This window comes from Aliirhizobium wenxiniae (assembly GCF_019511445.1).
Taxonomy (GTDB): domain Bacteria; phylum Pseudomonadota; class Alphaproteobacteria; order Rhizobiales; family Rhizobiaceae; genus Neorhizobium; species Neorhizobium wenxiniae_A.
The window spans coordinates 65,242-77,981 of record NZ_JAEUAN010000009.1 but is presented as its reverse complement, the minus strand read 5'-3'; the positions used below and the strand labels follow the sequence as shown (position 1 = coordinate 77,981).

The 12,740-nt window shown below is 61.2% G+C and carries 10 protein-coding genes; 3 read left to right on the top strand and 7 right to left on the bottom strand.

The genetic code is table 11. The features are described from left to right. Positions 1-48 precede the first annotated feature (48 nt). Genes JNB91_RS12865 through JNB91_RS12855 form a run of 3 tightly spaced genes read right to left on the bottom strand, consistent with a single transcriptional unit; the run spans position 49 to position 3,843 of the window. The gene (locus JNB91_RS12865) at positions 49-675 is read right to left on the bottom strand and encodes a TetR/AcrR family transcriptional regulator (protein WP_430736273.1); all 627 of its coding nucleotides are present in this window, start codon (positions 673-675) and stop codon (positions 49-51) included. Continuing rightward, positions 668-2,617, bottom strand: coding sequence for a MacB family efflux pump subunit (locus JNB91_RS12860; protein ID WP_220325912.1), 1,950 nt, complete (start codon positions 2,615-2,617; stop codon positions 668-670). The genes JNB91_RS12865 and JNB91_RS12860 overlap by 8 nt, the downstream gene beginning before the upstream one ends. Before the next feature lie 14 nt (positions 2,618-2,631). Next, complete coding sequence (locus tag JNB91_RS12855; RefSeq protein WP_220325911.1) at positions 2,632-3,843, bottom strand: efflux RND transporter periplasmic adaptor subunit; 1,212 nt, start codon at positions 3,841-3,843, stop codon at positions 2,632-2,634. Between the two features lie 487 nt (positions 3,844-4,330). Here JNB91_RS12855 and JNB91_RS12850 point away from each other — a divergent pair, with 487 nt between their 5' ends. From JNB91_RS12850 to JNB91_RS12840, 3 genes are all read left to right on the top strand, one after another. Continuing rightward, positions 4,331-5,533 carry an efflux RND transporter periplasmic adaptor subunit gene (locus JNB91_RS12850; protein WP_220325910.1) on the top strand — a complete coding sequence of 401 codons (1,203 nt, stop codon included), beginning with the start codon at positions 4,331-4,333 and terminating at the stop codon, positions 5,531-5,533. Between the two features lie 12 nt (positions 5,534-5,545). Next, the gene (locus tag JNB91_RS12845; RefSeq protein WP_220325909.1) at positions 5,546-8,692 is read left to right on the top strand and encodes an efflux RND transporter permease subunit; all 3,147 of its coding nucleotides are present in this window, start codon (positions 5,546-5,548) and stop codon (positions 8,690-8,692) included. 92 nt (positions 8,693-8,784) lie between these two features. Continuing rightward, positions 8,785-9,411, top strand: coding sequence for a TetR family transcriptional regulator (locus JNB91_RS12840; protein ID WP_220325908.1), 627 nt, complete (start codon positions 8,785-8,787; stop codon positions 9,409-9,411). Between the two features lie 86 nt (positions 9,412-9,497). Here JNB91_RS12840 and JNB91_RS12835 read toward each other — a convergent pair whose 3' ends face one another. From JNB91_RS12835 to JNB91_RS12820, 4 genes are all read right to left on the bottom strand, one after another. Continuing rightward, complete coding sequence (locus JNB91_RS12835; RefSeq protein WP_220325907.1) at positions 9,498-9,755, bottom strand: helix-turn-helix domain-containing protein; 258 nt, start codon at positions 9,753-9,755, stop codon at positions 9,498-9,500. Positions 9,756-9,819: 64 nt separating this feature from the next. Beyond that, positions 9,820-10,725 (bottom strand): glycine betaine ABC transporter substrate-binding protein, encoded by a 906-nt coding sequence (locus JNB91_RS12830; RefSeq protein ID WP_346269320.1) that lies wholly within the window; start codon positions 10,723-10,725, stop codon positions 9,820-9,822. A gap of 160 nt (positions 10,726-10,885) precedes the next feature. Next, entirely contained in the window at positions 10,886-11,785 is a 900-nt protein-coding gene (locus JNB91_RS12825; RefSeq protein ID WP_220325906.1) for a glycine betaine ABC transporter substrate-binding protein, read from the bottom strand. A gap of 66 nt (positions 11,786-11,851) precedes the next feature. After that, on the bottom strand, positions 11,852-12,733 hold the full coding sequence (locus JNB91_RS12820) for an ABC transporter permease (RefSeq protein WP_220325905.1): 882 nt from the start codon (positions 12,731-12,733) through the stop codon (positions 11,852-11,854). Positions 12,734-12,740 lie beyond the last annotated feature (7 nt).

Here is a 12,740-nt window from a genome sequence, read left to right as displayed (position 1 = left end):
AATTGACCACGGTCAATGCAATTTTTTGCTGAAACCCGGTGCGGGATTTCAGTAAGGCTGGTTTCCTCGGACAAAGACACTGATGCAGCGCCGCAGATGGCGGTTGCGATCCGCCCGGTCCTTCCAGTCACGGCTGCCCGGCCCGGCCATGCCTCCAAACAGCAGATCCATCAGCATTCGGGCGCCGCTCAATGTGTTGTCCATCGCAAGCGTCTTGCGGGCCACCTGAAGGTCGAGCCATTCCGCGAGAAGCCTTCGGGATCGGTCGACACCCTCGCGGTGCAGGATATCGACCAGTTCAGGCACCTGCTGCGATTCCTGTATAACGAAGGAGATGAAGGCTTCCCGCTCCCGTTCCGCCTCCTCCTCGATGTCGATCATGAAGATCTCTTCCAGCACGTCAGCGACTGGCCGATCTTCTTTCTCCGGCCGGGGAAGATCGAGCATCATGCGGCGGTGCGAGCCGACGACAGCAAGAAACAGCTCGGCCTTGCTTTCGAAGACACGGTAAAGCGTCTGCTTGGAGATATGACAGCGCGCCGCAACGATATCGGTCGTGGTGCCGCGATAGCCAAGTTCGACGAAGGTGCGCCGGGCCTCGTCGACGATCGCCTTGCGGCGCTCGTCGTCGCTCCGGGTTTTCGGCCTGCCTCTCGAACGCTTGACCTCACGCAAGGGCGGCCACCGGATCGAGCCGTGAGGCATTGCGGGCGGGTAGATAACCGAAGGCGATGCCGATCAGGCAGGAGGAGACTACGGCAAGCACTATCGGGCTTGCGGTGAAGACAAGGCTAAAACTCGAACCGAACAGGCTGAAGGTGACGCCGAAGAGCAGCGCCAGCGCCACGCCGAGCACGCCGCCGATCAGGCAGACGAGCACGGCCTCGATCAGGAACTGCTGCAGGATATCCTGACGTCTGGCCCCGACCGCCATGCGCACGCCGATTTCGCTCACCCGTTCCGATACCGAGACGAGCATGATGTTCATCACGCCAATGCCGCCGACGATCAGCGAGATGACGGCGATGGCACCGATCAGAAGCGTCATCGTCTGCGTCGTGCTGGTGATTGTCTGACGGATATCGTCGGTGTTGAGGACGAAGAAATCCTTCGTGCCGTGGCGACCGGTGAGGAAAGTGGTGACCGCCTGCTCGGCGACGCTGGTATCGGCATCGTCGCTGATCCTGAGCGTGACGCTGCGCAGTGACTGGTCGCCGGTGAACCGCGTCTGCACGCTTGTATAGGGCATGTAGATGGAGAGGTTGTCGCTGGAGCCGAAACCGCCCTGTTGCGACGAGATCACGCCGATTACCCGCGACGGCACGCTGCCGACAAGGATGACCTCGCCTATTGCTGCGGCGGCATTGCCGCCGAACAGGGTTTTGGCGGTGTTTTCGTCGATCACCGCATCCTGTTCCATAGCCATGACACCGGTATCGTCGAAAAAGCGGCCGGCGACGAGCTTGGAGCCTTTCACCTCGAAATATCTGCTGCCGACGCCGTTGACCAGGGCGTTGGCTTCGGTGGCGCCGAAGCGGGCGGTGGTGCTTGTCGAAACCGTGGGTGTGGCGGCTGCGACATAAGGGAGTTTTGCCAGGGCATCGGCATCGGAGACGACGAGCGTCTTGACACGGCCCGAGCGCATATCGCCAAAACCGCTGCCGGGGAAGACTTCCAGCGTATTGGTGCCGAGGCTGCTGATATTAGCCAGCACCTTCTGCTGGCTGCCGGTGCCGAGTGCCACGACGGAGATCACCGAGGCGATGCCAATGATGATGCCGAGCATGGTCAGGAAGGAGCGCATGCGATGCGCCTTGAGGGCCTTGCAGGCCATCAGGAAGGCTTCGCGGAACCGGTCGAGACCGGCGCCGACGCGGTTGGCGGGTGTGGCCGCTCGCTGTGTTGTTTCCTTCGCCTGAGCAGGGAGCTCTTTGGAGCGCGTATCGGAAATGATCCGGCCGTCTGAAATCTCGATGATGCGTTCGGCTCTTGCTGCCACCGTCGCGTCATGAGTGACGATGATGATGGTGCGGCCTTCGGCATGCAATTCGTCCAGGATGCGTAAAACTTCCTCGCCGCTCGCCTTGTCGAGCGCGCCGGTCGGTTCGTCGGCGAGGATGACATCGGCATCGTTCATCAGCGCACGAGCAATCGAGACGCGCTGCTGCTGGCCGCCGGAGAGATGGCCGGGACGATGCTCGGTGCGGTCTGCCATGCCGAGGCGGCCGAGAAGGGCGGCTGCCCGCTCGCGGCGCTGGCTGCGGTCGCGGCCGGCATAGACCGCAGGGATCTCGACATTGGAGAGCGCCGAGATCTCGTCGAGCAGGTGGTAGCGCTGGAAGATGAAGCCGAAATGTTCGCGCCTGAGCGCGGAGCGATCGTCATTGTCGAGGGCCGACGTCTCACGGCCGGAAATCGAATAGGTGCCGGATGTCGGCCGGTCCAGCAGGCCCAGAATGTTCATCAGGGTTGACTTGCCGGAACCGGATGCACCGATGATGGCGACCATCTCACCCTTCTCGATCGTCAGGTCGACGTCTTTCAGGACGGTGATCGTGCCATCACCCGAGGCATAGTCGCGGCGAAGGCCCTTCAGGGAAATCAAGGGTTCTGTCATGTTCTCGCCTCCGATCAGAACATCGGCGGCGGGCCGCCGCGACGGCTGCTGCCGGATGTGGAGGCCGTGGCGGAACCTTCGCCGATGACGACACGCTCGCCCTCATCGAGGCCGGATTTCACTTCGGCGGTGATCTTGTTGTTGAGGCCGATCTCGACCTTGCGGGTTTCTATTTTGCCGTCCTTCTCGACGCGCACCTGCGATGCGCCGGTTGCCGCTGTTTCCGGCAGGGCGGAGGAAGGGATTGTCAGGACGTCGGCGGCCGAGCCGAGGATGATGTTGACCTCGGCGGACATGTAGGTGCGGAAACGACCGTCATCATTGGGGATGTCGAAGACGCCGATATAGTAGATCGCGGAAGACGAGCTCGACGATGAAGAAGACGAGGAGCCCGTGCTGGATGAGGCGACGCTGCTGTCGTCGACGATCGATTCAGGGGCCGGCTCGATGGCCGAAAGCGTCGCGTCATAGGATTTTGCCCGGTCGCCGATGACGTTGAAGCGAACCTTCTGACCTGCCTCGACGCGGGTGATGTCGGCTTCGGAAATTTCGGCGCGGACCGTCATCCGGGTCAGGTCGCCAAGTGCGACGATTGTCGGGGCCGATTGGGTGGCGTTGACGGTGCGGCCTTCCTGGTTGACGATGGCCAAAACCGTGCCGTCCATCGGCGCGCTGATGCGGGTGTAACCGACATCGGCCTGCGCCGTCTCGACGGCGACCTCGGCCTCGGTGATCTGCGCATCGAGCGCCTCGATCTGGGCCGTGACGACCTTCACTTCGGCTTCGGCGGATTGTAGATCGGCGCGGGAGCCTGCCTGCTTTTCATAGATCGCCTGCTGGCGCTGCAGTGTCAGGTTGGCGTTTTCCAGTTCGGCCAGGCGTTCGTTGCGCTGGGCCTGGACATTGGCGAGCGACGCCTTGGCTGTCTTCAGCGCATTGTCCTGGGTGGTGGAATCGATCAGCGCGATGAGGTCGCCTGCCTTCACCTTGTCGCCGACGGCGACTTTCAGCGAGGTGATGCGCCCGGATGCCTGCGAGCCGACCGCCACCAGTCGCGACGGCTTCAGCGTGCCCGTGGCAAGAACTGTCGATTCCACATCACCGCGCTTGACCGGCGTGGTCAGCGTTGCTGGCGTGGAGGCCGAGGATGAAAAGGTGAATGCGGCCCCGCCGCCGATCAGGGCGAGGGTGATAAGAAGTGGCGGAAGGGCCGTCTTGAGACGCATTCTGAATACTCAATCTTTTTGAAACCGATGGGTACCGATATTGTTTGGCGACTGTTTTGTGTCAATGCGCAGAACATTAAATGATGGTTAGACTCGGTTCGGACGGCTGCTTGAGGGCCGTTGGTAGTTGCTCGTTCCGCTACCGACTGGACCAGGCAATTATCAAAATCGCGTTAGATCGGCGATAGTTTACAGCCTGCCGGTCCGATGTTCCTTTCGGTCGCAAATTCGGAAATACAGCCTTGGCCGGAGATTTAAGAAGCCGTCTAATGTTATGATTTCTATATGATTTACTATGATTTCGATTGCGCCCTAGCTGCCGGTGGGTGTCTCGAATAAGGACCCATTCAACCATCTCCGCCTTACATGTGGCGGGAAGTGGCGTATTGGCCATTCAACCAGTATGATGTTCAAAACAAGCTTGCGGAAATTTATATACGTATTAGTTTGTATGTAAATTTTCTCCCCTTTCCGTTGGAGTTCTTCGATGCAAAAGACGCCGCTGCGCGCTCTCGCACTTTTGTCTGGTCTCGCATTTCTGGCTGGTTGCCAGCAGGAGCAGCAGGGGCAAGCCCAGCAGGCGCCGCCACCGAGCCCGGTTGGCGTGGTGACGATCGCAGCGGAATCGCTGCCGATCATCAACGAGCTGCCGGGTCGTATTTCTCCGACACGGCTTGCCGAAGTGCGTCCGCGTGTCGCCGGTATCGTCGTCGAGCAGGTTTTCGAGCAGGGTTCGCAGGTCAACCGTGGCGACGTTCTCTACCGGATCGATCCGGCGCCGTTCCAGGTTCAGGTTGACAGCGCCAAGGCAACCGTTGCCCGCGCCAAGGCGGCACAGCTTCAGGCGCGCCAGACATCCGATCGCCAGCAGCAGCTTCGCCGCTCGAATGTCGCGTCGCAGCAGGAATTCGATAACGCGATCTCGCAGTTGGCGCAGGCCGATGCCGAAGTCGCTGTCGCAGAAGCGGGTCTGGCCGAAGCCAATCTGAACCTTCAATATTCGCAGGTTACTGCGCCGATCAGCGGCCGTATCGGTCGTGCGCTGATCACCGAAGGCGCGCTTGTGAGCGCCAACAGCACCGAAAACCTCGCGACCATCCAGCAGCTCGACCCTATCTACGCCGACTTTACACAGCCGGCAGCAGATCTCATTCGTCTTCGCAAGGCGCTGGAAGACGGTCAGCTGATGACCGGCGACGATGAGGCCGAGGTGAAGCTGCTCCTCGATGACGGCACGCCTTACGCCCAGACGGGCCGCCTGCTGTTTTCCGAAGCGGCCGTCGACGAGACGACCGGCCAGGTGGTTCTGCGTGGCGAATTCCCCAATCCGGACGGTGATCTTCTGCCGGGCATGTATGTCCGCGTGCAGATCCAGCAGGGCGTCGAAAAGCAGGCCTTTGCCGTGCCGCAGCAGGCCGTGCAGCGTGATCCGGGCGGTCAGGCAAGCGTGCTTGTCGTCGGTGAAGGCAACAAGGTCGAGCAGCGCCGCGTCAATGTCGGTCGTGCACTGGGCGATCGCTGGGTCATCTCGCAGGGCCTGAAGGCTGGTGACAAGGTTATCGCCGACGGCTTCCAGAAGACTGCACCGGGCGCCACCGTCAATCCGCAGCCGTGGAGCCCGGAAAAGCCGGCAGCAGAAGCAGAAGCCGCCGGCCAGTCCACGCCGGCAGCCGCAGCAGAGCAGAAGTAAGGATCGGGTCGTATGGCAAGTTTCTTCATCGATCGGCCCATCTTTGCGTGGGTCGTCGCGATTTTCATCATGCTGGCGGGTGTGCTTGCGATCCCGATGCTGCCGATCGCGCAGTATCCAAACGTCGCTCCGCCGCAGATCTCGATCTCCACGAGCTATCCCGGCGCATCGCCTGAAAACATCTACCAGAGCGTCACGCGTCCGATCGAGGACGAGCTGAACGGTGTTCCGGGCCTTATCTATTTCGAGTCCACGTCGGAATCCTCCGGTCGTATCTCGATCAACGTCACCTTCGCGCCCGGCGCCAATATCGGTGAAGCGCAGGTCGAGGTGCAGAACCGTATCGCCCGCGCCGAGCCGCGCCTGCCGCAGGCCGTGACCTCGCAGGGTATCCGCGTCGAGCGTGCCGGTACGTCGTTCCTCATGGTCGTGTCACTGACCTCTACGGACGGCAATACCGACGCGATCGGTCTCGGTGACTATCTGCAGCGCAATGTCATCGGCGAAATCCGTCGTGTCGACGGCGTCGGCAGTGCCCAGCTCTTTGCCACCCAGCGCTCCATGCGTATCTGGATGGATCCCGACAAGATGGTCGGTCTCAGCCTGACCTCCACCGATATCGTCAATGCGATCTCGGCGCAGAACGCGCAGGTCGCAGGTGGTCGCATCGGCGCAACGCCGAACCCGATCGGCCAGCAGATTTCGGCGACCGTCAATGTCCAGGGACAGTTGACCTCGCCGGAACAGTTCGGCGCAATCGTGCTGCGTGCTAATCCGGACGGTTCGTCCGTGCGTCTTCGCGACGTTGCCCGTATCGAGGTCGGTGGCGAAAGCTACAACTTCTCCAGCCGCCTGAATGGTCAGCCGAGTGCCGCGATCGGCATCCAGCTGTCGCCGACCGGCAATGCGCTTGCGACGTCTGAAGGCGTGAAGGAGGTCATGGAGGAACTGGCCCGGTATTTCCCGGCCGGCGTCCAGTATGAAATCCCGTATGACACCAGCCCATTCGTGGCGGTGTCGATCGAGAAGGTCATCCATACGCTGATCGAGGCGATGATCCTCGTCTTCGTGGTGATGTTCATCTTCCTGCAGAACATCCGCTACACCGTCATTCCGGCGCTCGTCGTACCGGTCGCGCTGCTTGGCACCTGTGCCGTCATGTATGCGTCCGGTTTCTCGATCAACGTGCTGACGATGTTCGCCATGGTTCTGGCGATCGGCATTCTCGTCGACGACGCGATCGTCGTCGTCGAAAACGTCGAACGCATCATGGCGGAGGAAAAGCTGTCGCCGAAGGATGCGACGCGCAAGGCGATGGGGCAGATTTCCGGCGCCATCATCGGCATCACGCTCGTCCTGACGGCCGTGTTCGTGCCGATGGCCTTTTTCCCGGGTGCTGTCGGCATCATCTACCAGCAGTTCTCGCTGACGATGGTCGTGTCGATCCTGTTTTCCGGCTTCCTGGCGCTTTCGCTGACGCCTGCGCTCTGCGCATCGTTCCTCAAGCCGATCACCGGGGAACATCACGAGAAGAAGGGCTTTTTTGGCCTGTTCAATCGCGGTTTCGACAAGGCGTCGCACGGGTATTCCAGCACGGTCGGAAGCATCATCAAGCGCTCCGGTCGCTTCATGATCATCTATCTCGCGCTGGTTGCCGGTCTCGGCTGGGCCTATATCCAGCTGCCGACGTCGTTCCTGCCGAACGAAGACCAGGGTTTTCTGATCGTCGACGTACAGGCGCCGGCAGAAGCCAGCACCGATCGTACGATCGAGGTCATCTCGCAGATCGAGAAGATCGCGATGGCGGAGAGGGCCGTCGACCGCATTATCGCCATCAACGGCTTCTCCTTCTCCGGCTCCGGCCAGAACGCGGGCCTCGCCTTCATCACCCTGAAGGACTGGAGCGAACGCGGGCCGGAAGACAGTGCCAATGCGCTGGCGCAGCGCATCAACGGCCAGATCTTCGGCATTCGTGATGCGATCGCGTTTTCGCTGTCGCCGCCGCCGATCCAGGGTCTCGGCAACTCGTCGGGCTTCACCTTCCGTCTGCAGGACCGTGCAGGCGTCGGGCAGACGGCACTTGCCGCCGCCCGCGACCAGATGATGGCGGAGGCTGGAAAGAGTCCGATCCTGGCTGGTCTTCGTATCGAAGGCATGCCGGATGCGGCTCAGGTCAACCTGTTGATCGATCGCGAGAAGGCCAACACGTTTGGTGTCACGTTCAGCGACATCAACTCGACGATCACCGCCAATCTCGGCTCGACCTATGTCAACGACTTCCCGAATGCGGGGCGCATGCAGCGCGTGACGGTGCAGGCGGACGGCAATCAGCGCATGCAGACAGCCGATCTCCTGAAGCTCAACGTCCGCAACGCGAGCGGCGGCATGGTGCCGATGTCCTCCTTCGCGAGCATCGACTGGATGCGCGGGCCGGCACAGGTCGTCGGTTACAACGGTTATCCCTCGGTCCGTATCGCGGGTCAGGCAGCGCCGGGTTATTCGTCGGGTGACGCAATTGCCGAAATGGAGCGCCTTGCAGGCCAGTTGCCGGGTGGTTTCGGTTACGAATGGACCGGCCAGTCGCTGCAGGAAATTCAGTCGGGCAGCCAGGCACCGGCCCTGATCGCACTGTCGATCCTGTTCGTCTTCCTGCTTCTGGCAGCGCTTTACGAAAGCTGGTCGATCCCGCTCTCGGTTATGCTCGTGGTGCCGCTCGGCGTGATCGGGTGCGTGGCTGCGGTGATGATACGCGACATGCCTAATGACGTGTACTTCCTCGTCGGGTTGATTGCGATCGTCGGCCTCTCGGCCAAGAACGCGATCCTGATCATCGAGTTCGCCAAGGACCTGCGGGCGGAGGGCCGCACGACCTATGAGGCGACCGTGGAGGCAGCGCATCTGCGTTTCCGTCCGATCCTGATGACGTCCATGGCGTTCACGCTCGGCGTCGTGCCGATGGCGATTGCCACCGGCGCCAGCGCCGCCAGCCAGAACGCCATCGGTACCGGCGTTCTCGGCGGAATGATCTCGGCCACGGTGCTTGCGATCTTCTTCGTGCCGGCCTTCTTCATGTTCATCATGAGGCTGTTCAGCAAGAGCGCCCGTGCCGAACCGATGGGCGGCAAGTACGAAGCCAAGAACGGCTCGTCGGGACATTAATCGATTATCCCCCGGAGGCTACGGCTTCCGGGGGCAACGACCACTTTGGTCCGGACGTGTGGAGTGTCTGGGCTCGATGGAAAGGAGGAGGGATGAGACGGACAAAGGCGGAGGCCGCCGAAACACGGTGCTCGATCCTCTGCGCAGCCGAGAAGCTGTTTTTCGAAAAGGGCGTCGCCAACAGCGCGCTTGACGAAATTGCCGCTACGGCAGGCGTTACCCGCGGCGCGATTTACTGGCACTTCGCCAGCAAGAGTGACCTTTTCCTCGAACTCTACAATGCGGCGCAGCTTCCGCGCGTCAATATGGCAGACGTCGATGACGTCGATGTCGATGAAGAGGATGCGCTGCGAACGATCGAGAATATGGCGTGCGACTGGCTGAACGAACTGGCCTCAGATCCACAGCGTCAGCGCCTTCTGTCCATTCTGTTGAGGACGAATTTTACCGAGGAATTTCAGCCGGTGATGGCGGAGCTCGAGAAGCTCGACCGGGAACATACCTCGCATATGGAAAACCTGCTCGCAAAGGCGCAGCGCAACGGTCGTCTTGCGGAAGTGTGGACACCGCAATCTGCAAGCAAGGCCTTCAAGTGGATGCTCAAGGGGATGTGCTGGGATTGGCTTCTGTTCGGCCAGAAATTCGATCTGGCCGTAGAGGGCAGCGACAGGGTGAAGCGTTTGCTGGCGAGTTTTCGCCAGCTGCCGGTTCGGGAATGAACCGCGCCTGAGCGGTGTCCGGTTGAAGGGCTCTTGCTGCTGGTGGTGAGGAACCTGTGTGCGGAACGCCGCCGCTGGCAGTATGGTTAGTGCCAGCGTGGACCAGTTCCGCGGCCGCTCATCAGCCAGGTGACGCTGACCTGCAGGACGCCCGCCATCATATCGAGGCGATTGGAGCGCGGTTCGGCGCGGTCGTTTTCCCAGGCAGACCAGGTGCCGGGCTCGACGCCGAGAATGTGTGCGGCCTCATCGACGGATATATCACGGGCATCGCGTGCCAGGGAGATGCGGCCGCCCAGCGTGTCGTCGATACCGTAGACGGGTTGGAATTTCCGGTTACTCATCGAAATGTCCCCTCAGTTGGAAAGGTGGCCGCTTGCGTGGCAAGCGGCCATTCTTGTTCGGCTATTAGCCTTCTTCGCCGACCCAGGCTTTGATCTGGTCGGGGTGATCCTTCATGTATTTGGCGACGGCCTCGTCGTAAGAGGTCTCCTGAGCGTCGGACATGCCGGCCTCAAGGTCTTCGAGAGGTATCTTCATCCGTGACAGAAGTGCCGCTGCCTTCGGATTGTCGGACTTGAAATCCTTGCGGGAAAGGATGTCGACATGTTCCGAGCCTCCAAGTGTTTTCTTCGGATCGGCGATGTAGCGGAGCTTATACTTGCCGAACATCCAATGCGGACTCCAGGCGGTGGCAACGAACCATTTTTCGCTACGGTAGCTCCGGTCGAGCGCCGACAGCATGCCGGCCTCGCTTGATATCTGCAGGGTGTAATCGTCCAGCGCGTAGTCCTTCAGCGCCTGCTGCGACAGGCGGGTCAGGCCGGCGCCGGGTTCGGTACCCTGAACCTTGCCGGCCAGCTTTTCCTGCACATCGGGCTTCTTCAGATCCTCGAAAGAGGCGATGTCGCTTTCCGGGACATAGGCCGGTACGACCCAACCCTGGCGGGCGCCGTCATAGATGGTGCCAAGGGTTTCTACGCGGTCTTTCACCTTGCTGTAATAGTCGGCATGCGTAATCGGCAGCCAGGCCATCAGGATGGCGTCCAGATCGCCGCGGCTGACGCCCTGGTAGAGCGGTGCGACATCGGTCTGGATGAGCTCGACCTTCTGACCGAGCTTGTCGGTCAGGACGCTGGCAGCAAGTTTGGTGACGAACTCGGCATCCGACCACGGCGCATAGCCGAGTTTTACAGTCTCTGCATCCTGCGCCATGACCGGTAGTGCCGAGGTGGTGAATAGTGCTGCCGTGAGGCTGAGCGTGACGCCAAGGGCTGCGCGGCGCGTCCAGCCATTGGTGGAATAAGTCTTCAAAGCAAGCTCTCCTTTTGGGAGGTCCGCAAGCGCTTCATCAGCGCCTGCATGAGGCATCGCCGCAGGCCGGAAGAGGTGTCCGGCGGCTGGTTGCGGCGCGGTAGGGGGCCGAGGGCTGTTGATGGCCGTGCTTGAGACGCACGGCCATGAACGGAAACAATCAGCCCTCTTCGCCGACCCAGGTCTTGATCTGGTCCGGATGGTCCGTGATGTATTTCGCCACGGCCTCGTCATAGGAGGTTTCCTGCGCGTCAAACATCGCGGCTTCGAGGTCCGCGAGCGGCAGCTTCATGCGCGACAGGAACTCGGCGACCTTGGGATTGTCGGTCTTCAGGTCCTTGCGGGCGAGAATGTCGACATGTTCGGCTTCACCGAGTGACTTCTTCGGATCTTCGATGTAGCGCAGCTTGTACTTGCCGAACATCCAGTGGGGGCTCCAGGATGTGGCGACGAACCATTTTTCGCCGCGCATGGCGCGATCGACCGTGGTCAGCATGCCGGCCTCGCTGGAGATCTGCAGCTTGTAGTCGTCCAGCGCATAGTCTTTGACGGCCTGCTGCGAGAGGCGGGTGAGGCCCGCGCCTGGGTCAATCCCCTGAATGGTAGCGGAGAGCTTTTCCTGCACTTCCGGCTTCTTCAGATCCTCGATCGAGGCAATTTCGCTTTCCGGGATATAGGCGGGAACGACCCACCCGAGCTTCGCGCCGTCATAAACGGTGCCAAGCGTCTCTACCTTATCCTTCACCTTGGCAAAGTAATCCGCATGGGTGGCCGGCAGCCAGGCCATCATCATCGCGTCGATATCGCCGCGGCTGACGCCCTGGTAGAGCGGTGCCACGTCGGTCTGCACCAGTTCCACCTCGTTGCCGAGTTCATCCTTGATCAGCTTGGCTGCAAGCTTGGTGACGAATTCCGCATCGGACCAGGGTGCGAAGCCGAGTTTTACAGGCTTGGCGTCCTGCGCCATGGTCGGCAGCGCCGAACCGGCGAAGACCGAGGCGGCGAGACCGACGGCTGCCGCAAGCGTTGCGCGGCGGGTGGAGGAGAAAGTCTTGAACATGGAAGCTCCTTCTTGGGAGTTTGATTTCGCGGGTTCAGCACCCGCATGGTTCGGCGCGGTGAAGGCTCAGGCGGTTGCCGTCGCCAGCTCCTCGCGCTCCTGTCGCTTGAAAAGTGCGGACCAGAAGGCGGCCCGCGGCTTTCCGAGGGATTGGGTGAGGCGATCTAGGATGACCGCCAGGATGACGACGGCAAGGCCGCCCTCGAAACCGGTGCCGACGTCAAGGCGCTGAATGCCGGTCAGAACGGTGTTGCCGATGCCGCCTGCGCCGATCATCGATGCTATGACCACCATCGACAGCGACAGCATGATCGTCTGGTTGATGCCGGCCATGATCGACGGCATGGCATTGGGCAGCTGAACCTTGAAAAGAAGCTGCGACGAGGTGCAGCCGAAGGCGTTGCCGGCCTCGATGAATTCCGCATGGACCTGGCGGATGCCGAGATTGGTAAGGCGCACGACCGGCGGCATGGCGAAGATGACGGTGGCGATCGCGCCGGGCACGGCGCCGAGGCCGAAGAACATCGCGGCCGGGATCAGATAGACGAAGGCCGGCATGGTCTGCATTAGGTCGAGGATCGGACGCACGATGGCTGCGACGGAATCCTTGCGGGCCATGGCGATGCCGAGCGGCAGGCCGATGAGCATGGCCATGAATGTCGAGGCGATGACCAGTGACAGGGTTTCCATCATCGCGCTCCACAGGCCCATGTGATCGACAAGCCAAAGCGCGACGCCGGTGAGGATGCCGAAGCCGAGGCTGACCCGCCACAGCGATAGGGCGACAAAGATGGCGATGCCGAGCGGCATGGGGATGGCGACGAGTGCATCCTGGATGGTGCCGGTCACGAAACCGATCATGGTGGCGATGAAGTCCAGAACGGGCGAAAAGTTGTCCAGAACGTAATTGACGGCGGCGTCGATGCCGTCTCCGATATCGAAATTCATAAGTCTG